Consider the following 21,300-nt stretch of genomic DNA (forward strand, 5'->3'; position numbering starts at 1 on the left):
TTGCGGTACTCAACCTCAGCGCCAACCTGCTCACCAGCAAGCGCAAGACCGTTCTTGATCGTGTTCCACCAGCTGTCGCTGTCAGGCGCGTGGCTCACCAATACAAAACGCTCGCCTTCCGCAAACGACGGCGCGCTAAAACCCGTAAATGCAACAGCTGCAGCAGCCATCGCAATGAGTGTCTTCTTCATGCGTTCCTCCCAGAACAAATCACGCGGGCCATGACTTCCGCCCGCGACTTCAGAAGTCGATGGTGGCGTTGAGATGCAGTCGCCACTTTTGGAATTTAAATTCTATTTTTGAATTTATGCAACAGATTTTTTCCAAAAAGGTCAAAATTGCTTGCGTTGCGCCCCGACGGAAACAGCCAAAGTGATGGCCAGAGAAAGACTTGCCGACAATGCCCTGAACGCACCGACGTCCATTTCCGAGACCAGAAGCTGAATCGTCTTGAACCTGGCAAGCGGGCTCGTGACGACATCCGTGATGGCGACGATGTCTGCACCGGTTTCCCGGGCCTTTGCCGCAAGGTCGAGAGTCATCTGGGTGTAAGGCGCAAAGGTGACGGCGATCACTGCGTCGTTGGGCCGGATAAGGTGTTCCATGTTGATATTCGCAAGCCCTGAATGCAGCACGGCCGGAACATCCATCTTTTCGAACGCGTAGGCGAGGTAGGAGGTGACGGGAAAGGCGCGGCGGAAGCCGATGACGTGAATGGTTTCGGCGCGAGCCAGGACGTCGACCGCCTGCTGAAGATCGCGCGGATCAACGGTCGTCATCAGGCTTTCCAGCGAGGCGCGCCCGACCTCGACAAATTCGGCAAGCAGGGCTGACGGCGACTCCGCGCCGTGCTCGCGCAGTTTCTCGAGCCGCGTCGCGTAGTCCGGCCATTTTTGCGAATAGCTCGACCGGAACAGTTTCTGCATCTGGGAGAAGCCGGAAAACCCCATCTCCTGGCAGAAACGCATCACCGCGGACGGCTGGACATCTGCACCTTGCGCAAGCTCTGCGACCGTTGAAACCGCGACCCGATCCGGGTTCGCGGCAATGAAGTCGGCAAACTGCTTCAGCCGTTTTGGCAAGTCTTCCGCAGTGTCGCCAAGTCGGGCGAAGAAGGCGTCTATCGTGTCGGGGGCAGCGTTTGCATTTGCCGGAGTTTCCAACGTATGCTGCTTGACATCTTTCATCGAATTCTACTTTTCCGGCTTGACACGTTTCGTGGAAAGTGATTTTGGAATTTTTATTCTAAAATGGCAAGTTGCCGGCTCGAGCCGTGTGTGCCGCCGTCCTGAAAGGAAAAACCATGACCGTTAATGTCGCCGTGTTAGGGGCTGGACGTATCGGAAAGGTTCACGCCAAGGCCATCGATGCAACGGATGGGGCCAATCTGGTCGCGGTCGTTGACGCGTTCGAAGAGGCGGCCAGCGCGCTCGCCAAAGAGCATGATGCGCGCGTTGACACGATCGACGCGATCGCGGGTGCCGAAGATGTCGATGCCGTCATCATCTGCACGCCCACAGACATGCATGCCGATCTGATCGAGCAATTCGCCCGCGCCGGAAAAGCGATCTTCTGCGAAAAGCCGATAGACCTTTCCATTGAGCGGACGAAGTCGTGTCTGAAAACGGTGGAGGAATGCGACGCCGTGCTGATGCTCGGTTTCAACCGGCGTTTCGATCCGCATTTTCAGGCCGTACGCGCGGCCATCGACGCAGACAGGATCGGTGAGGTTGAAATGGTTCAGATCATTTCCCGCGATCCGGGGGCACCGCCGCCGTCTTACATCCAAAAATCCGGCGGGATCTTCCGCGACATGACAATCCACGACTTCGACATGGCCCGCTTTCTGCTCGGCGAGGAAGTCACGACAGTTTATGCCACCGCATCCGTGCTCGTGGATCCGGAGATCGGTAAACTCGGCGACTACGACAGCGCCATGGTGGTTCTGACGACCGCGTCCGGCAAGCAGTGTTCGATCTCCAATTCCCGGCGTGCCACCTACGGGTATGACCAGCGCATCGAGGTGCACGGGTCAAAAGGGGCGGTTGCCGCGGAAAACCAGCGTCCCGTCGCCATCGAGGTTGCGACTGCCGAAGGCTATGTGCGGCCACCGCTGCACGACTTCTTCATGACCCGCTACACGGAGGCCTATGCAGCGGAAATCGCCGCCTTCGTCTATGCGATCGAGAACAATGTGGCGCCGCATCCGTCCGGTGAAGACGGTCTCAAGGCCCTGACACTGGCGGAAGCGGCCCTGAAATCGGTCGCCGAGCGACGTTCGGTCGGCGTTGACGAAATCTGAGCTTTAAACCACTCGGTTTGATCCCGAGGACGCGCTTCGGTGCTGTTTCGAAGGATGGGCCAATTGCCTTGGAGTTTGCCGCCCATCCTTCGAGACGGACCTGAAGGTCCTCCTCAGGATGAAGGCGTAGATCTGGCAGATCGCAAAGAAGGATCACTGGAAATGGACAGCCTCGGCATTGGATTGATCGGCACAGGTTTCATGGGAAAATGTCACGCATTGGCCTATGGCTCGGTGCGGGCCGTTTTTGGCGATGTGCCGGAAACCCGTCTGGAGGTTCTGTGCGACGTTCCCGCCGACAAGGCGGACAGCTTTGCCGATCAGTTCGGTTTTGCCCGGGGGACGGATGACTGGAGAGATCTGATCGCCGATCCCAAGGTCGATATCGTGTGCATTACCACGCCGAACAAGGTGCACAAGGACATGGCCATGGCAGCGATTGAGGCCGGCAAGCATGTCCATCTTGAAAAGCCGATGGCGCTGACGCTCGAAGACGCAAAGAAGATGCTTGCGCTCGCCGAAACGGCGGGTTCCAAGACGATCGTTGGATATAATTACCTGCACAATCCCGCATTCCAGCATGCGCAGAAACTGATCGCCGATGGCGCGATCGGACGGGTTGTTCACTTCCGCGGAATGGTCGATGAGGACTATCAGGCCGATCCGGACCTTGCCTGGACCTGGCGCGCTACCAAGGCCGATGCGGGACTTGGCACGCTGGGGGATCTTGGCTGTCATCTGGTTTCACTCGCAACGGCTCTGGTCGGTCCGATTGAAAGCCTGATTGCGGAGACCAAGACCGTTCACGCCACCCGGCCGATGGGCGATGGCTCAAGCGAACGGCGGGATGTTGAAAACGAAGACATTGCTTCTGCATTGCTGACATTTGAAAACGGGGTGCACGGCGTCATTTCAACATCCAGGAGTGCCTGGGGCCGAAAGAGCTATATCGGCTTCGAGGTCCATGGCACGGAAGGTATGATCACGTTCGACCAGGAACGGATGAACGAACTCAGGCTCTATCAAAATCGCGGCCCGCTCGCTGAACAGGGCTTCAAAACCCTGCTGACGGGTCCTGCTCATCCACCTTACGGTCAGTTCGTTCCGGCAGCCGGCCATCAGCTCGGCTTCAACGATCTCAAGGTGATCGAGGTGCACGAATTCCTCCGGTCCATCGTGGAGGGCCGACAGGCCGTACCTTCCTTCAAGGAAGCCCTGCATTTCGAAGCGGTGATCCACGCGATCGCAGCTTCCGGTGAAGATGGACGCCGGGTTCAGATCGCTTCCATCTGATCCTCTGGCAAAGATTCGCTCCAGATCCGGAGCGCGTCCAGGAAGCCGAGTGCGGTTCTGCCGAACTCTGTTATTTCGTATTCCACGGAAACGGGCGCCGTTCTGAGGACCGTCCTGGTGACAAGCCGGCGTTCCTCAAGTTGCCTCAGGCGCTCGGCGATCATCTTTTTGCTGGCGCCGCCCAGCATTCTCGACAAGTCGTTGAACCGAACCGGACCATCCTTCAAATGCCAGAGGAGGGACCCGGTCCATTTGCCGCCGAGAATGCGCATCCCGCGTTCTATGGGGCAGGGCTCGGTGCAGGCCTCGACAACGATCCTGCGACGGCCTTCGGTTTTCAGGCGTCCTGTCATGTGACTGCTCCGCTCGCAAATGCAATCAATCAGGTTACCAAAAGTATACTGGTTGATTTTTGTTACCTTGTCCCTCATCTCTTCGCCGAAATCAAGATCCGGTCACGTGAGCGGTGCAGAATGCGGCAGCTATCCGGATGACTTGAGCGGAAGGGTTCGCACGCAGATACGTTTGCAAAGAGACTTGAAGAGGGAGCAGAGCATGACGCAGCCTGATATTCACCTTTACACCGCCGCTACCATGAATGGCTACAAGCCGGTCATTTTTCTGGAGGAAGCCGGCGTGCCCTATGACCTGACCTTCGTTGATTTTGCAAAGAAGGAGCAGAAGGCACCCGACTATATGAAGCTGAACCCGAACGGCCGCATTCCGACCATTGTCGACCGGAGCAATGGTGATTTTGCAGTGTTCGAAAGCGGCGCCATCTTGTGGTACCTGGCTGAAAAATACGGGCAATTCCTGCCGGAAGAACCCAAAGTGAAGTCGGAAGTGCTGCAGTGGCTGATGTTCCAGATGGGTGGGATCGGGCCGATGATGGGGCAGGCCATGTACTTCCAGCGCATCGCGGCTCCAAACGGGCACGAGGAACCGTTTTCGATCAAGCGGTATGTCGATGAAACCCGGCGTTTGCTAGAGGTGTTGAACACCCGGTTGAACGGACGGGAATGGCTTGCCGGCGACACGTACACCATTGCGGACATGGCCACCTATCCCTGGGCGCGGGCCTATGTCTGGGCAAAGGTTTCGGTAGACGGGCTCGACCATCTCAACGACTGGTTCGACCGGATAGACGCCCGCCCGGCGGTGCAAAAGGCACTGACAATTCCAAAGGCCCAGCCGGCGTTTTGGGGGCATGCGGATGAGTCTGAATTCCTGAAGGAAAATGCGGCACGCTTTGCAAGCGATGTGAAAGCCACATAACGTGAAGCTTTGACAGCTTTTGTCACCTGAGCAAACACGATGACTGGTCTGGGCGGCTCTGCCGCCTCGATTCATTTGGACGAGCGGGGGTTTCCTTGGCCAAGGTACTGGTTCTTTTTGCACATCCGAGACCGGACAGGTCGGAAGTGAATTATCCGATGTTTGAAACGGCGCAGGCCGTGCAGGGTGTTACCGCCGTTGATCTTTATGCGCGATATCCGGACTTCAACATCGATGTTGATGCCGAACAGGCACAGCTTGTCGAACATGACGTGATAATCTTTCAGCATCCGCTTTACTGGTATTCAGCCCCCTCGATCATGAAGGAATGGCAAGACCTTGTTCTGGAATACGGGTTCGCCTACGGCCAACACGGGCACGAGCTCGACGACAAGGTTTTCATGAATGCGGTGACCACCGGTGCCAAGCATGCCGCCTATTCCGAGGAGGGTATGAACCACGCCGATTTGCGCAGCCTGCTGGCTCCTTTTGAGAAGACCGCAGACCTTTGCCGGATGAAATATCTTGCGCCGTTTGTCTTGTTTGGGGCCGGGCGTGCGGTGGAAGAGGGGCGCCTTGATGTGCACCGCAATGCCTATGACGACCTTTTGAAAGCACTCGTGGCAGGTCGGCTGGATCTTGAGCAGGCGGCACGAACCGATGTCATGACCGACGTTCTTGACGATTTCATCCTGAAGGCGGAGGGAGTCTGATGGAACTTCTCAGCGATGCGTTTGTCTATCTTTGCGCGGCCGTGATTGCCGTCCCGATCGCCAACCGGCTGGGCCTGGGATCCGTTCTCGGTTATCTGATTGCCGGCGTCGTTATCGGTCCCGTGCTCGGCATTGTCGGGTCCGAGACAACCGAAGTGCAGCATTTCGCCGAATTCGGGGTCGTGATGATGCTGTTCCTGGTCGGCCTGGAACTGCAGCCCGCCGTGCTCTGGAAGATGCGAAAGCAGTTGATCGGTCTCGGCGGATTGCAGGTCGTCGGCACAACCGCAGTCTTTGCCGGAATTGCTCTCGCTTTCGGACTTGCCTGGCAGGGCGCCCTAGCGCTCGGCATGATCCTCGCATTGTCGTCGACTGCGATTGTGCTTCAGACGCTGAACGAAAAGGGCTGGCTCAAGACACAGGGTGGCCAGAGCTCGTTTTCCGTGCTGCTGACGCAGGATATTGCCGTGATCCCGATGCTCGCCGTGCTGCCGCTTCTGGCTGTCAGGCATGCATCCGGTCACGATGCAGCGCATTCCGACGGGCATGGCGCGTCGGGACATGAAGGCGGCGGCGCGCATGGCGGTGAAGCCCTTGCCGCGTTGCCCGGATGGGCCCAGGCACTGGTGATTTTCGCGGTTATCATTGCGATTATCATTGCCGGCCGGCACCTGCTTAGACCGGTTTTCCGGTTTATTGCCGAAGCCCATCTGCGCGAAATCTTCACCGCGACCGCGCTCCTGCTTGTTATCGGAATCGCCCTTCTGATGGACTTTGTCGGACTGTCTCCGGCACTCGGAACGTTTCTTGCGGGCGTCGTTTTGTCTGACAGCGACTACCGGCATGAACTGGAAAGCGACATCGAGCCTTTCAAAGGGCTGCTGCTCGGCCTGTTTTTTCTGACGGTTGGCGCCGGGATCGATTTCAATCTGCTGTTCGGAGCACCGGTGACGATTTTCGGTTTGGCGCTTGGTCTGATGGCCGTCAAATTCGCGTTGCTGTTCGGCCTTGGTACACTTTTCCGTCTGGAGGGACCGGACCGCTGGCTGTTTGCGCTCGGGCTCGCCCAGGCCGGAGAGTTCGCCTTTGTGCTGTTTGGTTTTGCGAGCAGCTCCGGCGCACTTGAGCAAAGTCTGCTGCAAACCATGACCCTTGTTGTCGCCATCTCGATGCTGCTGACACCGGCTCTGTTCATACTCTACGAAAAGGTTGTCGCTCCAAGAGCGTCTTCCAAGTCCGTTCGGGAACCGGATGTCATCGACAGCAAGGGCCGGGTGGTGATCGTGGGTATGGGGCGCTTTGGTCAGATCGTGGGGCGCCTTTTGCTGACCAGCGGATACGACGTCGTCATTTTGGACCACGATCCGCAGACGGTTGAGAACCTCAGCAAGGTCGGCATGAGAACGTTTTATGGCGATGCGACCCGGCCCGATCTGCTTCACGCCGCAGGGGTCGGCGATGCTGACCTGTTCATTGCCGCAATTGATGATCGCGACAAGCAGACACTTGTGGTCGAGCACGTCGCCAAGACCTACCCGAAGGTGAAGATCCTTGCCAGGGCGCGAGACCGTCACCACGTTTACGAGCTTGAGAATGTCGGGGCGCATATTGCAGAACGGGAAGTCTTTGAAGGTGCCTTGGCGCTGGGAAGGCAGGCCCTGGTCGCACTTGGCAGCCATCCGTTCCGGGCAAGGACCAAGGCAAAGGAATTCCGCAATCACGACTTCGCGATGCTTGACGATCTGCGCGAGAATTACAACGACGGCGGCGTCGACAAGTCCTATCTTGATGCGATGCGGGCGCATGCGGAAACGCTGTATGAAATCATGAGGGTCGATCGTGGCGAAGAACGTCATGAACGGACGGAACGGGGCTGGAACCCGCCGCCGAAGAGCGACGCGACCCTGGGACTGGAGCCGGAAGGAGAAGAAAGCCGTGGCTGATCTGTCTGACCTCGATATGGAAAATGTCCTGCAAATCGATATCGTCTCCGATGTCGTTTGCCCATGGTGCATCGTCGGTTTCAAGCAGCTGGAAAAGGCAATTACGCAGACGGGGGTTTCCGCCGCCGTCAAATGGCACCCGTTTGAACTCAATCCGGAAATGCCGGCGGAGGGCGAAAATCTGCGTGAGCACATCATGCGCAAATACGGGTCGACGCGGGAGCAATCGCAGGCAGCGCGTGAGCGTCTGACCGAGATCGGCGCCGGGCTCGGTTTCGAATTCAGGTTCACGGACGACATGCGCATGGCGAACACGTACAAGGCGCATCAGCTGCTGCACTGGGCCGCCCACGAGGGTAAGGAACATGCTCTCAAAATGGCATTGTTCGCGGCGTATTTTCAGGAGCGCAAAAACCTGAATGACAATGGCATTCTGGCGGACGTCGCGGAGAGTGTGGATCTTGATCGCGCGGAGGCCGAAATGGTTCTGGAGGATGGCCGTTTTGCGGATCAGGTCCGTCAGGAAGAGCAATTCTGGACCCAGAACGGCATTCACGGCGTACCAGCGGTAATTTTCGATCGGCAGCACCTGGTAACGGGAGCGCAGGGCGTCGACAATTATACGGCCATCATCCGCCAGCTTGTGAGCGGCGCGGCTGCGTGAAGAAACAGCAAAGGACGGTGCTGAAATCTTGAGGCAAGCGTCGATTTCACCGTCGTTGTCCCTGTCTATGAGGGCACCCGGCTTGCGTTGTTTATTGGGTTGGGTGTGAGGTCTGTTGTTGGTCAAAATATTCCACATACACCCTTGCGGAGAGGTGGATCGAGGGGTTCGCTGCGAGGAACCTCCTTCATCCTGAGGAAGACCGTCAGGTCTGTCTCGAAGGATGGGCCACGCACTCCGGAGTATGCCGCCATCCTTCGAGACGGCGCCACGCGCCTCCTCAGGGTGACGAGGGTGGTGTTGAGCGCTATTCAAATGGAGCGTCCAACCGCTTTGTCGTCAGCTTAAGTGAATTGTTGACGATGGGGTGGTTTTTCGGATCGTCCCGACTTGTAATTCTCTCCGCACCGCTTAATTCCCTTCCTTGCTTGTGGGAAGGGTCAGGGGCAAACGGCGAAATCGTAGGATGTGTGGACGTTTTAGCCCCTACCCGGGCTGAAGGCCGAGGTGGTGCTTTAGAATTACCTCAAGTTTGATCGCCTCAGCTCAAAGCGCCTGAAACAGAACCCCTGCCGCATCGATACGTCCGGCCGGGGTGTCAGCGGCTTGCGTGCCGTAGTTTGTCCAGATCCTAACGCCTCCCGCGTCGCGGCACCGGATCCCTCCAGACAGCAGTGTCGTTTCGATACCAGCCTGGTCGCACAAATCCCGAAAGAGCCGGGTCCAGGCGGTTTCGTCGCACCAGCCGCCGACATATGTGAGATTGCCTGCACGCATGGCAGCCGGCTGGCCGTCTTCAAGCTCGACAACAACCTCGGCCGAGCCTTCCAACTCTTCGCGGTAACCGACAAAGCTGCCGCCGTCCTTGAGGGGCATCGGCATGTCCGGACGGATGCTTTCGACGCACGAGACCGTGACATCCAGATTGGGCATATCCGGCGGCAAGGGAACAGGTATGACCATGTCGGCGTTGCGCGCCGCGGTCCGCGGTCCCAATACTACATGCGCCTCGGTCTCTGAAAGGGCGCGCTTCAGATCCTGAGGCATGTAGATTAGGCCCGGTGCAGCAACGATGCTGTAGCCTGAAAAGTCCCGCGTTTGTGCGCGGACAATGTCAATCGAAAGACCGAGTTTGCGCAGCGCCCTATAGGCATCGAAGACGAGCTGGAAATAGGTGAGACCAGCGCCGTGGGGCTGGGTCGCCCAGGCGAAATCGGCGTCGTAGTCGAAGATCAAGGCGACCGGGGCCTGCCTGACGCGGACTTCAGGCGCGTCGCGCAATTCACTCGCGACCTGCCGGGCTGCCTGCAAAGCTGGCGCATCGGCATTATCCGGGCGCAGCATGCCGGCGTGCATCTGTTCCTGGGCAAAGGGAGCTTGCCGCCAGCGGAAATAACACACCGCCTCCGCACCATGAGCAAAAGCCTCCCAGGCCCAAAGCCGCATCATGCCGGGAAGCGGTGCGGGATTGTAAGGTGCCCAGTTCACCGGACCCGGTTGCTGTTCCATCACCCACCAGCGGCCCTTGCCGACGGCGCGGTAAAGATCATGATGAAACGCCTGGAAATCCGGATCGCCCTGACGGGCATAAAGGCGCTGATGACTCGTCTCCGCGCCAACCCTGTCTTCAAGGAAGCCGAGCGGATAACTGTCCCAGGTCGCGATATCAAGGTCATCTCCGACCTTGAAGTGATCGAACTCGGTGATGCGGCCCATGAAGTTATGCCCGATCGGTGCCTTCGAATGGGCTCGGATGATCTCCACCTGCCGTTTGTTGAAACTTGCCACCTGATCGGAGGAAAACCGGCGGAAAGCCAGCATGTGCGAGGGGTTCGGCTCGGTGACGGTCAGGTTGGGCAGGTCGATTTCATCGAAAGACGCATATTCCATCGACCAGAAGACGTTGCCCCAGGAACGGTTGAGCGCTTCGACAGAACCGTAGCGGTTCTTGAGCCAGGTCCTGAAGGCGGTACGGGCCGCGCTGGAATAAGATAGCGTCGTATCGTGGCAGCCATATTCATTGTCGGTCTGCCAGGCTGCGACGTGAGGATTTTTGCCGTAGCGTTCCGCGAAAAGCCGAACGATGCGATCACTTTCCTCGCGGTAGCCTTCGTGCGAAAAACAATAGTGGCGCCGGGAGCCGAAGCCACGCGACCGGCCCTCGTTGTCGAGGGCAAGCATGTCGGGATGTTTATCCAGCACCCATCTGGGAGGCGTCGCGGTTGGCGTGCCGAGGACGACCTTCAGCCCCGCACGCCCCAGGACTTCAATTGCCCGATCGAGCCAGTCGAACTGCAAGTCGCCGGACGAAGGTTCAAGGCGCGACCATGCAAACTCGCCAACCCGAACCCATGTCAGTCCGCTCTCCGCCATACGGCGGGCATCTGCTTCCCAGATTTCCTCCGGCCAGTGTTCCGGGTAATAGCAGGTTCCAAGCGTTCGCTTCATGTTGGATCTCATCTTGCTCGTCAATCCGGGTTGGCGGTCCTGCACCAAGACCGAAATCTGGATGTCTCTTTCCAGAACGACGACATTTACAAAAGACTACCGGCCCCTGTCTGCGCAGGGATGACTACCCGATAGGGGTCTGTTTCAAGGGCGGTCGATGGTAGTCGAAATCACATTCTTGTTCAGAGAATGACACGGTGTTCAGCTTGCCCGCGAACGGAAGTTTCGGCGAAGAAAGTCTTGCCCTCCCAGTCACCCAGCAGACCATCGGCAGCGGTGGTTGCAAACAGGGTCTTGCGCTCTGCTCCGCCAAATGCCGGACAGGACACCTGCCGGGCGCGAAAGGTGATTTCCTCGACGAATTTACCGTCGGGGGCGTATCTTGCAACGCGGTTGGCTCCCCATTGCGCGTTCCAAAGATGTCCTTCGCTGTCGACAACCGCGCCGTCCGGATTAAATCCGCCTTCGGAAAGATCCGTGAAAAGTGTCGGTGTGCCGGAGGGCCAGCCTTCCTCGTCGAGTTCGACCTGCTGGATGGCCTGTGTCGCCGTATCGGCGAAAAAAGCCGTCTTGCCGTCCGGAGCGAAGCAGATCGCATTTGAGATCGTAATCCCACCGTAGAGCCTGCGCAGCTCGCCCTTGTAGAAACGGTAAATGGAGCCTGCACCTTGCTCGGCATTGAATCCCATTGTCCCGATCCAGAAGCCGCCCTTCGGATCGGCGCGCCCGTCATTCGACCGGGTCACGGGATTGTCCGCTTCAAGGTCGCAGAGCTTCGTCCTAGCCGTGGTTTCAAGGTGAAACAGGAAAAGCTCAGCCGCGCTTGCAATCAGCAATTCGGACTTCCCGACCCAGCCGGCGGCAGAGACGTAATCCTCGAACTGCCAGGATTTCTGGCTTCCATTTTCCTGTGTCATCAATTGCCGGTTCAGGATATCGAACCAGAACAGCTGCTGACGCTCCGGGTGCCACAGGGGGCCTTCACCGAGCGTGCACTGCCGATCATCGAAAATGATGCTCATCACGCCTATCCGCCAGATTCAACAGCCGCGTCATAGGCGCGAACGATATTTTCGGCGCGGGACTTGATTTCGGGCACTGTGAGACCGGGTTTGTAGAGTGCCGTGCCAATTCCAAATCCAGTCGTGCCGACCTTGATCCAATCCTTGAAATTATCCGGCCCGGCACCTCCGACTGCATAGGTTTCAGTCCCCTTCGGGAGAACCGCAAGCATTGCTTTCAAGCCGTCCGGCCCAATGAGAGATGCGGGGAAGAATTTCAAGCCGTCCGCTCCGTTGCGCAGCGCGGTGAAACATTCGCTCGGTGTCATGACACCCGGATAGGACAGCATGTCCTCGGCCTTGGTGGCGAGGATAACGTCGGGATTGCAGTCCGGCGAGACGATCAGCGAACCACCCGCCGACCGGACTTGCAGGACCTGGTCCGGCGAGAGAACAGTGCCGGCGCCGATCTGGGCGCTCCCCGAATGGGCTTTCACCATGGCCTCTATGCTTTTCAGCGGGTCCGGTGAATTGAGCGGAACTTCAATCCGAGTAATGCCTGCCTCGATCAGGCATTCCGTAACAGGAAGTGCTTCAGCCGGGGTCAGCCCGCGTAAAATGGCAATCAGATTGCGGTTCATGACGAGACCTTTTGATAGGAAGAATAGGCGAGTGAGAGGCCGCTCAGCGTGATCGCGTCAGCATCGAGAAGGACCGCCTGGTGCCCGAGACAGCCAAGTGCCGACCGGTAGGCCTTTGCAAGCTTGTCGCTTCCAAGGAGCATGACCTTGGAAAGATCGAAATCCTGCTTCATGGCGGCGAGTTCAGCGCCGATAAGGAGGCCGGATAAACGTGCCCTTGCGGCTTCAGGAGACAGGTCTGCAACGAGCCCGGCGGCGCGGATGCCGAAAAGGTTCGCCGCAATCGCTTGTGGCCTCTCGGCACATTCCTGGACGGCGACCTCAAAGGCCGCATTGTCCAGCTGACTTTCCGACAGACTGTGACGCAGCACGGAATGAGCGGACAGAAGTGCAAACAGCTCGCCCGTCATGCAGGTGCGAAAACGCTCAACTACGCCATCTTGAAGCGCGACCCACTTTGAATGCGTGCCGGGCAGGCAAAGCGTGCCAGTGAAATCGGCGTTTTCGGCGAGAAAGCCGGCGATTTGGGTCTCCTCGCCGCGCATGACATCCGCCGGTTTCAGTTGCTTGATGCCGGGCAGGATGCGCACGTCGAGACGTGGATCTTCCGCCTTGACGTGGGTTGCGTCGGTCAGGGAAGGCGGTGCGCAAGGTACGGTCTTGTAAGGTGCTTCCGCCCAGCCCTGGCGGGAGCCGGCCATGCCGCAAATGATGACAGGTGTCCTGGCATCGGGTCGCAGGACATCTTCGATCAGCTCGAGCAAGGCCGGCTCGAACTCGTCTCTGCCGAGCGTGCCCATGCCTTTGCCGGAGCTTCGATGGGCCAGCTCGCCTCCGCCTGAATCCAGCGCCCAGATCCTGAGATTGGACGTGCCCCAATCCGCTGCAATCCAGTCCGCCTTTGCCTGAGGGGTCATCCCGTCACCACAACTCCACCATCCACGACCAGGGATTGGCCAGTCATTGCCCTGCTGGTTTTCGCGGCAAGAAAAAGAACCGGATCGACCATATCGTCCGGCGAGAGTTCAAACTTCAGGCACTGACGATCGATATGAGCCGCAAGTGCCTCCGGCGTCACCCACAAATCCTTTTGCTTCTGAGTGAGCACCCATCCAGGAGCGATCGCATTGACCCGGATGTTCTCAGGTCCGAACTCGCGCGCCAGGCTGCGGGTCATGCCGTTTATGCCGGAATTGGCCGTGGTGTAGGCGGCATAACCGGCATTGCCCATTATGTAGGAAATCGACGTGAAATTGATAATCGACCCGCCACCGGCAACCCGCATCCCCGAGATGACATTCTGACAGGCAAAGAAATAGGCCTTCAGGTTGATTGCCTGGGACCAGTCCCAAAAATCTTCGTCAACGTCTTCCGTCGCGTGCCGTTTGTCGTTGGCGGCGTTGTTGACCAGAACGGTAATGGGTCCGTGGGTCTCGGCAGCCTTGTCCATCGCGTTCTTCAGCTCCGTGACATTTGAAATGTCGCAAGGCAGAAAAAGCGGCCGGTTGCCGTGTTGGCGCTCCATGTCGTCACAGAATTCCGTCGCGTCGGAGCGCTGTACGAACGCGACCCTTGCCCCCTGGCCAAGAAAGCCGCTCGTCAGGGCCGCACCGATGCCCGAGCCACCGCCGGTGATGAAGACCGATCTGCCTTTCAGATCCGGATAGTTTGCGTGCATATGACGCTCCCTTAGTGTGTTGTCGCGGCCCGGTTCAAATCCGTGCCTTTTGTCTCTCGTCCGATCAGATCCGCTCAGCTTCCAAAACCCAGATTGTTTCCGGGAAACGCCAGGGCAGGATGAGGCCATGGGACATCAGGTATTGCCCGCTTGCCACTAGGTTCTCTCCTTTCAGAAGCGGTGAACCGCGTGACAAGTGCGGGGCATCGTCGCGATTTGTCAGGGCGACCCTGTATTGCGCGCCAGCATCCAGGCCGGTCAGCCTGAGCGGGTGCTGAAGGATCTGAACGGAAGAGCGGACAAGCGCGGCGAAAACGACAAATCGCGAACCGTCTTCGGCCAGTTGCTGCTCGGCAATCAGTGCTTGATCGGAACTGTCCAGCCTCAGGATATCCGCGCGGAGCATCCAGTCCCTGTTGGCCTTCCACCATGCCGTGACGCCTTTCAATATGGTGGCGTCTTCGTCTGTCAGCTCGCGAGGGTCCATCTCAAAACCCATGTGCCGCTGAGCCGCCGTCCAGGCTCTGAACTTCATGTTGATTGTCCGCCCGGACGTGTGGCTGACACGAGGTCCGACATGGGATCCGGTGACGCTGGCCGGCAGGAACAAGGCTGCGTCGTGCTGGATGCGCTGTCGTTCCAGGGCATCGTTGCTGTCGGAGAGCCAGACCCGCTGCGTCCGCTGCAAAATTCCCAGATCGACCCTGCCGCCGCCCGATGCGCAGCTTTCGATTTCAACGTTCGGAAAGTCGGCGCGCAGCCGGTCGATCAGCGCGTAGACGCCTTCGGTTTGTGCGGCATCGACCACCGGCAGAACGCGGTTGTGGTCCCACTTGATGTAGCCGATGTCATTGTTCGCGAGCAGGTCGGAAATGCAATCGTACAGATACGCGCGCACGTCTTCTCGGGACATGTCGAGGACCAATTGCTGGCGTCCCCTGACCTGTTCACTTGATCCGAGGACCCAGTCCGGCCGGGATCTGAAGAGGTCGCTGTTTTCGTTGATCATCTCCGGCTCGAACCAGATGCCGAATTCCAGGCCGAGCGATTTGACATGATCGATCAGAGGGGTCAGTCCGTCCGGGTATTTCCTCGCGTCAATCACCCAGTCGCCCAGGGAGGACGTGTCGTCGTCCCTGAGACCGAACCATCCGTCGTCAAGCACAAACCGCTCGGCACCCAGGTCCGCCGCCCTGGAAGCTATTGATTTCAGTTCATCGAGATTGTGGTCGAAATAGACCGCTTCCCAACTGTTGTAATGCACGGGACGTGGCAGTCTTGCTCCGGCAACCACATGGTCGCGCACATGCCTTTGAAACCGTACTGCCGCTGCGTTGAAGCCCGCCGCTGAATATGTTGCATAGAGCGGTGCCGTGCAGAACGTATGGTTCTTCTGCATGCTCGCAGAAGCATGTCCGAACTGGACCTGACGCCGGCCGTCGGCCAGTTCCTCGGCAACCATCCGGTGACCGCCCGACCAGCCGTAGTGGAAGGCATAAGCCTCCCCGGCCGTGTTGCCGGTCTGGCTCGAGCAGACGATCAGAGCCGGAAAATGCGCATGATCGGTCCGGCCGGTGCGGTTGTCGCGCACTCTTGCTCCGGGCGCAAACGGCAGCCGGCGGGTCAGGAACTCCGCACACCAGCGACCAGAGTATTCAATCATCTCGCCCATATGCGCCGGAACCGGAAGCACGGGGGCGGCGAGCCAGTCAACGGTGATCTTGTTTGCGCTTTCCAGCCGGGTCTGCATCTGAAGCAGCGACGTTTCCGGGGCGAGCGTCAACTCAAACGCAAGCGTGAGATCAAGTGACGTGTCCTTGTAGACAAGTGTCAGTCCGTGCTCGGATGAGGCTTCGCTCGCAAAACGAAACGCAGGCGTCAGCGGTTTGCCGTCGGCATCGCGCCCGGTTAGTCCTGTTTGACCTGGAAACGTCTGGGACGCTTCGGGGTTCAGGCTGATGGGGGCGTTTCGGTCAACCATGCCCCCGGTCACGTCAGTCACAGAAGCCGCTGCGAGTGAACGCAGCGACTCTTCTTCCGGAAGCGGCGGGCCCCAATAAATTGCCTCAGGCAAACGGTCCCCGAAGCTGGCGAGTACCAGGCTTTGATGAGCATCGCAAAGATGCCAGGTCCTCGCCTGCATTCCCAATACTCCCACACTCTCTTTTGTTTCCAGACCGCCCCCGATATGGACGGTCATTTAACAGCCCCGAGTGTCAGGCCGGCGATGAAGTGCCGTTGCATCAAAAAGAACATGGCGACCGGGGGCAGGGCCGCAACAATGGAGCCCGCGCTCATCAGGTGATAAGCGGCGCGATATTGTGCGTTGAAGGAGGTGATCCCGGCGGTGACCGGCTGGCTTTCCACGCCCTGTGTCAGAACGATCGCCCAGAAATAGTCGTTCCAGATGAACGTGAACATGAGGACGGCGAGCGCGGCGATTGCCGGCTTCATGAGCGGAAGAACCACGAACCAGAAGATCCGCCATTCGGAGATCCCCTCCACGCGCGCAGCTTCAATCAGCTCAAAGGGCAGGGCGCGGATGAAGTTACGCATGAACAGCGTACAGAAGCCGGTCTGGAATGCGACGTGGAACAGAACCAGGCCGGTGATTGTGTTGTAGAGGCCAAGCTGCAGGGTGAGGTCGCGGACGGGTACCATCAGGATCTGGAACGGCACGAAGTTGCCGGCGACAAACATGAAGAAGATCCAAATGTTTGCCTTGAACTTGTAGATGCCCAGAGCAAACCCGGTCATGCAGGAAAGGGCAACTGCTCCGATCACCGTCGGTATCGTGATCTTGAACGAATTCAACAGATACTGCGGCATGTCGGATGCCGTGAATACCAGCCAGTAGTTGGTGAACCCCTTGAATTCGGACGGCCAGCCCCAATAGTTCGCGTTGGCGAAATCAGAATCCGGTTTGACCGAGAAGATGGCGACCGCGATGAGCGGCAGCAGCCACAGGATCAGCGCGAGCGGCAAAAGCGACTGATAGGTCACCTGCCAGGAGCGGGACGTGCGTTCGATCGGTGTCGGAAACATGTCAGCGCGCCTTTTCTTCTTTGTACATCGACCACAGGAAGTAGGCGATGAAGGCCAGCATGATCAGGAACAGCACCACGGCGATCGCCGCGCCATATCCCATGCGGAAACCGTATTCGGAGAGCGCAACCTCAAACATGTAGAAGCTGAGGACGCGGCTTGCGCCGAACGGGCCGCCATTGGTCATCACCGAAATCAGGTCGAACGAGCGCAGCGCACCAATGATGGTCACAACGAAAGCGATGAATGTTGCCGGGCGCAACTGCGGCACAATGATGTACCAAAGCATCTTCCAGCCCTTGGCACCGTCCAGGCGGCCGGCTTCGATCTGTTCCGGATCGACGGCGTTCAGGCCGGTCAGGTAGAGGATCATGCAATAGGCGGTCTGCGGCCAGAGGCCGGCGACAATAATGCCGACCGTTACCCAGTTCTCGTCACCCAGAACGTTCACAGGGGGTAAGCCGACCGACCCGAGCAGCACATTGAGGATGCCGAAGGTCGGATCGTAGAACCATGTGAAGACAAGTCCGACGACAACCTGCGAAATCACGAACGGGAAGAAAAACAGCGACTTATAGAGCCGGATACCCGTCACCGTCTGGTTCAGGAACAGTGCGATGAACAGACCGGCCGGAATGGCGAGCAGATAGAGAAACAGCCAGATAACGTTGTTTTTCAACGACGTATAGAATGCTTCATCCCAGTAGAGTTCTTCGTAGTTGTACAGACCGACATACTCCGCCTGTCCGAGACCGTCCCATTCGTAGAGCGACAGGTTGAAGGACTGGAAGATCGGGAAGATCACGTAAAACAGGAAAAACAGCATACCTGGAGCCAGAAACAGCCACGGTGTGAGTTGTTGCTGGTTTCGGTGCCACCACGAGCTCTGGTGGTCTTGGGCAACGGACGCTTGGGCCATGTTTGCCTCTTCAGGATTGGCTACTGGGACCAGTTAAGGGGGACAGGATGCCGAAGCACCCTGTCCAGTTCCGTTGGTTGCGGAACTACTTGTAGATGCGCTCGCGAGCGCGATCGAGGCGAGCCAGAATGTTGTCGAGATTATCCGGCTTGACCATGAACTCCTGCAGACCTTCCATGGCGACTTTCGCCATTTCGGCAGGGGCATCGCGGTCGAAGAACTGCGCAACGCCGCCCGGTGAGTTGCTGGAGAGCATCTCGAAGCCTTCCACGAGGAACTTGTCGTCATCGACGGAAGACTGGGCATTGACCGGCAACTGGCCAAGGTTCTGACCGTTGTTGATCTGCGTCTGGACGTCCGGAGACACCACAAACCTCAGGAACTCGCGAGCCGCTTCCTTGTTCTGGGCATTTGCCGGAATGTGGAACGTGTCCGTCGGTGCGTCTTCAGCCTTCTCGATGCCTGGAGTGATCTCGACGAACTGGTAGAAGTCGAGTTGATCATCGGTGAGGCCGGCATCGCGCAGCGGTGCCACGGCAAAGTTGCCCATCAGATAGGCTGCAGCGTCGCCCTGAACCATGAACGGAAGAGCTTCCTGCCAGCTATACGTCTGGTGGTTGTCAATGAACGCGCCCATGTCGATGAGCTCGCGCCAGTTGGCGAATGTCTTGCGGACTTCATCCGACTGCCAAGACGCCTTGCCGGTGAGCAGGTCCATGTGGAAGTCGAAGCCGTTGGTGCGCATGTTCAGATAGTCGAACCAGCCACCTGCGGTCCAGAGGAACTTGGTGCCGATCGTGTAGCACTTCTTGCCGGCATCGATGATCTTCTGGCAGTTGGCCTTTTCTTCTTCCCAGGTCGTCGGCTCGCTCAGACCCAGTTCGTCGAAGATGTCTTTGCGGTAGTAAACGCCCCACTGATAGTAGGTGTAGGGAACGCCCCACTGTTTGCCGTCAATGGTCATGGCACCCTTGGTCGATGCCAGGTTCTCCGCGATTGCCGGCTCCGCCCACAGGTCGGACACGTCTTCAAAGAGACCAGCCTCGACGTAAGGACGCATGCGGTTGGCCGCATACCAGGTGGCAACGTCCGGTGCATTCGCGGTCAGGAAGTTGCGGATCTGGGTCTTGTAGGCTTCGCGGTCGATCACAGTGGTTTCGATCTCGAGATCAGGGTTCTTTTCCTGAAACTGCGAAATCATCTGTTCCATCGTGGCCCGTGGCGCCGGGTTGGATGTGTCGAGGAAGATTTTAAGTTCGCCGGTTAGGCCTTCAGCAGATGCAGAGCCCATTGAGGCTGCCAGAATGGCAAAAGCCGCAGCGGACGTCTTCAACATGGAACGCATGGTGTCCTCCCTTTTGGTTCCATTATGTGAAACTTAGTTTTGTATATTGATACTTTGCGGCGATCAGGTTAAGTTGTCAACAGGTTCGGCGCAAAGAAACGGGCCGATGGAGGAAAATATGAACAAACAGGCGAGCCCGACGAGCAGCGACGGGACCGTCGGCAAAGCGCTCGACGTGCTCGACAAGGTCGCGGCGGTCGGGCGGCCCGTCCGGTTTACCGAGCTGTTGTCCGACAGCGTTCATCCCAAGGCGACGCTCTACCGTCTGCTGCAGACGCTGGTGAGCCAGGGCATGCTGGCCTATGACGAAAACCAGCAGACCTATTCACTCGGGATCCGCCTCGTTCGCCTCGCCCACGCTGCCTGGCGCCAGAGTTCCATAGCGCCAATCGCGCGCCCGTTTGTCAGAACGCTTGCCGAAGCCGTTGGCGAGACTGTTCACCTGGCGCAGCTGGATGGCGGCCAGGTCCTTTACGTGGACAAACGAAACGCCATCAATCCCATCGACATGTATTCCCAGGCCGGAAAGATCGGCCCTGGTTATTGTACCGGTGTCGGCAAGGCTTTGCTGGCATTTCTGGAGCCGGCCGACCTCGATGAAGCGATCAAGAAGCAGTCGTTCTACCGGTACACGCCTTCGACGCTGGCGAGTGAGGATGCGCTGAGGGCGGATCTGGAAGACATACGCAAGGAAGGCGTGGCGTTCGACCGGGAGGAGCATGAACCTGGAATCGTTTGCATCGCTGCTCCGGTGCTGTCTTCCAAAGGACGGCCGATCGGTGCGCTTTCCGTCACAACATCAACGTCCCGCAAGACACTGGAAAAGTTGTCTGAAGTGCGCCCCGTGCTTTTGAAGACGGCCTCCGAAATTGCGGCTGCCGTGGAGGATTGGCAGTTCCCTGCCTGAGAAAATTTAAGGGAGAAGAAAATAAATGTCTGGCGTCACTCTGACCAAAGCCGTGAAGAAATATGCCGACTTGCAAGTGATCCACGGCGTGGACCTTCAGATCGACCATGGCGAATTCTGTGTTTTTGTCGGTCCGTCCGGCTGTGGCAAGTCTACGCTGCTGCGCATGATCGCCGGGCTTGAGGAAACAACCACCGGGCAAATTCAGATCGGCGGGCGGGACGTCACCAGGCTTGACCCTTCCGAGCGGGGCGTCGCGATGGTGTTCCAGACCTATGCGCTCTATCCGCATATGTCGGTTGAAGAGAATATGGGCTTCGGGCTGAAGATGAACGGCCACCCGAAGGCGGAGATCGCCGAGAAAGTGGGTGAAGCCAGCCGGATCCTGAAGCTCGACCCGTACCTGAAGCGTAAACCGAAAGCCCTTTCCGGCGGCCAGCGTCAGCGTGTTGCCATCGGTCGCGCGATCGTTCGGGGACCGGAAGTGTTTCTTTTCGACGAGCCGCTCTCCAACCTCGACGCAGAGCTTCGTGTCGACATGCGCGTTGAGATCGCCCGGCTCCACAAGGACATCGGCGCAACCATGATCTACGTCACCCACGACCAGGTCGAGGCGATGACGCTGGCGGACAAGATCGTGGTGCTGCGCGCCGGCAAGATCGAACAGGTCGGTTCGCCGATGCAGCTTTACTCCGATCCCGACAACAAGTTCGTAGCCGGGTTCATCGGTTCACCGAGCATGAATTTCATTGAAGGCGTTGCTGCCGAAGGAGGCGTCCACGTGCCGGCCTTCGGCGACATGACCGTGCCCACTTCCGTCTCTTTGCCTGACAAGGGAAAGAAAGTGCTCGTGGGTCTTCGGCCTCAACACCTGAAGATAGCCGAAAGCTCCGAAGGCGCGACAGTCGATCTGTGTGAACAACTCGGCGGTGTTGCCTATTCCTACCTGATTTGTCCGACGGGCGAGCGCATCATTGCCGAGACCAAGGGCGAGGATGCACCGGTCTCCGATGGCCACGTCCAGATTACATTCGATCCGTCCTCGGCCATGTTCTTCGATGCTGAGACGGAAGAGCGCTTGCGGTGAAGTCAGATGGCTCGCGTCGCTGGGTCTGAGACTGCGCGG

Annotated in this window: 19 protein-coding genes and 1 pseudogene; 8 read left to right on the top strand and 12 right to left on the bottom strand. The window is 58.3% G+C overall.

From position 1 onward, the window contains the following. Both RBB47_RS20125 and RBB47_RS20130 read right to left on the bottom strand, forming a co-directional pair. Positions 1–191 (bottom strand): annotated as a pseudogene (locus tag RBB47_RS20125) (sugar ABC transporter substrate-binding protein); the annotation flags it as partial. Between the two features lie 141 nt (positions 192–332). Further along, the gene (locus RBB47_RS20130) at positions 333–1,187 is read right to left on the bottom strand and encodes a MurR/RpiR family transcriptional regulator (protein WP_305987673.1); all 855 of its coding nucleotides are present in this window, start codon (positions 1,185–1,187) and stop codon (positions 333–335) included. A 116-nt stretch (positions 1,188–1,303) separates the two neighbouring features. On the opposite strand from RBB47_RS20130, the gene iolG reads away from it, so the two are divergent. Then, positions 1,304–2,302: an inositol 2-dehydrogenase gene (gene iolG / locus RBB47_RS20135; RefSeq protein ID WP_305987674.1), complete on the top strand. Its 999-nt coding sequence runs from the start codon at positions 1,304–1,306 to the stop codon at positions 2,300–2,302. 63 nt (positions 2,303–2,365) lie between these two features. Further along, positions 2,366–3,595: a Gfo/Idh/MocA family protein gene (locus RBB47_RS20140; RefSeq protein ID WP_305987675.1), complete on the top strand. Its 1,230-nt coding sequence runs from the start codon at positions 2,366–2,368 to the stop codon at positions 3,593–3,595. On the opposite strand, the gene RBB47_RS20145 is transcribed toward RBB47_RS20140, so the two are convergent. Continuing rightward, entirely contained in the window at positions 3,577–3,948 is a 372-nt protein-coding gene (locus RBB47_RS20145) for a helix-turn-helix domain-containing protein (protein ID WP_305987676.1), read from the bottom strand. The two genes, RBB47_RS20140 and RBB47_RS20145, sit on opposite strands and share 19 nt — an antisense overlap. 202 nt (positions 3,949–4,150) lie before the next feature. On the opposite strand from RBB47_RS20145, the gene RBB47_RS20150 reads away from it, so the two are divergent. The 4 genes from RBB47_RS20150 to RBB47_RS20165 all read left to right on the top strand — a co-directional run bounded on the left by RBB47_RS20150 (position 4,151) and on the right by RBB47_RS20165 (position 8,190). Further along, positions 4,151–4,870, top strand: a complete 720-nt coding sequence (locus tag RBB47_RS20150; RefSeq protein ID WP_305987677.1) for a glutathione S-transferase family protein — start codon at positions 4,151–4,153, stop codon at positions 4,868–4,870. Positions 4,871–4,965: 95 nt separating this feature from the next. After that, a complete protein-coding gene (locus RBB47_RS20155; protein ID WP_305987678.1) occupies positions 4,966–5,583 on the top strand; it encodes an NAD(P)H-dependent oxidoreductase in 618 nt (205 codons plus the stop codon). Beyond that, the gene (locus RBB47_RS20160; RefSeq protein ID WP_305987679.1) at positions 5,583–7,526 is read left to right on the top strand and encodes a monovalent cation:proton antiporter-2 (CPA2) family protein; all 1,944 of its coding nucleotides are present in this window, start codon (positions 5,583–5,585) and stop codon (positions 7,524–7,526) included. Before RBB47_RS20155 ends, RBB47_RS20160 begins: the two co-directional genes overlap by 1 nt. Beyond that, on the top strand, positions 7,519–8,190 hold the full coding sequence (locus tag RBB47_RS20165) for a DsbA family oxidoreductase (protein ID WP_305987680.1): 672 nt from the start codon (positions 7,519–7,521) through the stop codon (positions 8,188–8,190). Before RBB47_RS20160 ends, RBB47_RS20165 begins: the two co-directional genes overlap by 8 nt. Positions 8,191–8,736: 546 nt before the next feature. On the opposite strand, the gene RBB47_RS20170 is transcribed toward RBB47_RS20165, so the two are convergent. From RBB47_RS20170 to RBB47_RS20210, 9 genes are all read right to left on the bottom strand, one after another. Beyond that, the gene (locus RBB47_RS20170) at positions 8,737–10,638 is read right to left on the bottom strand and encodes a beta-galactosidase (protein WP_305987681.1); all 1,902 of its coding nucleotides are present in this window, start codon (positions 10,636–10,638) and stop codon (positions 8,737–8,739) included. A gap of 182 nt (positions 10,639–10,820) precedes the next feature. Continuing rightward, the gene (locus RBB47_RS20175) at positions 10,821–11,660 is read right to left on the bottom strand and encodes an SMP-30/gluconolactonase/LRE family protein (RefSeq protein ID WP_305987682.1); all 840 of its coding nucleotides are present in this window, start codon (positions 11,658–11,660) and stop codon (positions 10,821–10,823) included. Between the two features lie 5 nt (positions 11,661–11,665). Next, complete coding sequence (locus RBB47_RS20180; protein ID WP_305987683.1) at positions 11,666–12,280, bottom strand: 2-dehydro-3-deoxy-6-phosphogalactonate aldolase; 615 nt, start codon at positions 12,278–12,280, stop codon at positions 11,666–11,668. Further along, a complete protein-coding gene (locus tag RBB47_RS20185; protein ID WP_305987684.1) occupies positions 12,277–13,197 on the bottom strand; it encodes a 2-dehydro-3-deoxygalactonokinase in 921 nt (306 codons plus the stop codon). The genes RBB47_RS20180 and RBB47_RS20185 overlap by 4 nt, the downstream gene beginning before the upstream one ends. After that, on the bottom strand, positions 13,194–13,958 hold the full coding sequence (locus RBB47_RS20190) for an SDR family NAD(P)-dependent oxidoreductase (RefSeq protein WP_305987685.1): 765 nt from the start codon (positions 13,956–13,958) through the stop codon (positions 13,194–13,196). The genes RBB47_RS20185 and RBB47_RS20190 overlap by 4 nt, the downstream gene beginning before the upstream one ends. Positions 13,959–14,022: 64 nt before the next feature. Continuing rightward, positions 14,023–16,101, bottom strand: coding sequence for an alpha-galactosidase (locus tag RBB47_RS20195; protein ID WP_305987686.1), 2,079 nt, complete (start codon positions 16,099–16,101; stop codon positions 14,023–14,025). A 53-nt stretch (positions 16,102–16,154) separates the two neighbouring features. Beyond that, the gene (locus RBB47_RS20200) at positions 16,155–17,003 is read right to left on the bottom strand and encodes a carbohydrate ABC transporter permease (RefSeq protein WP_305987687.1); all 849 of its coding nucleotides are present in this window, start codon (positions 17,001–17,003) and stop codon (positions 16,155–16,157) included. Position 17,004: 1 nt separating this feature from the next. Beyond that, positions 17,005–17,922, bottom strand: a complete 918-nt coding sequence (locus RBB47_RS20205; RefSeq protein ID WP_305987688.1) for a carbohydrate ABC transporter permease — start codon at positions 17,920–17,922, stop codon at positions 17,005–17,007. A gap of 85 nt (positions 17,923–18,007) precedes the next feature. Beyond that, positions 18,008–19,267 carry an ABC transporter substrate-binding protein gene (locus RBB47_RS20210; protein ID WP_305987689.1) on the bottom strand — a complete coding sequence of 420 codons (1,260 nt, stop codon included), beginning with the start codon at positions 19,265–19,267 and terminating at the stop codon, positions 18,008–18,010. A gap of 118 nt (positions 19,268–19,385) precedes the next feature. On the opposite strand from RBB47_RS20210, the gene RBB47_RS20215 reads away from it, so the two are divergent. Next, positions 19,386–20,174 carry an IclR family transcriptional regulator gene (locus RBB47_RS20215; RefSeq protein WP_305987690.1) on the top strand — a complete coding sequence of 263 codons (789 nt, stop codon included), beginning with the start codon at positions 19,386–19,388 and terminating at the stop codon, positions 20,172–20,174. 25 nt (positions 20,175–20,199) lie between these two features. After that, positions 20,200–21,261 carry an ABC transporter ATP-binding protein gene (locus RBB47_RS20220; protein WP_305987691.1) on the top strand — a complete coding sequence of 354 codons (1,062 nt, stop codon included), beginning with the start codon at positions 20,200–20,202 and terminating at the stop codon, positions 21,259–21,261. Positions 21,262–21,300: the final 39 nt, after the last annotated feature.

The sequence above is a fragment of the Roseibium sp. MMSF_3544 genome, from assembly GCF_030732845.1.
Classification (GTDB): Bacteria; Pseudomonadota; Alphaproteobacteria; order Rhizobiales; family Stappiaceae; genus Roseibium.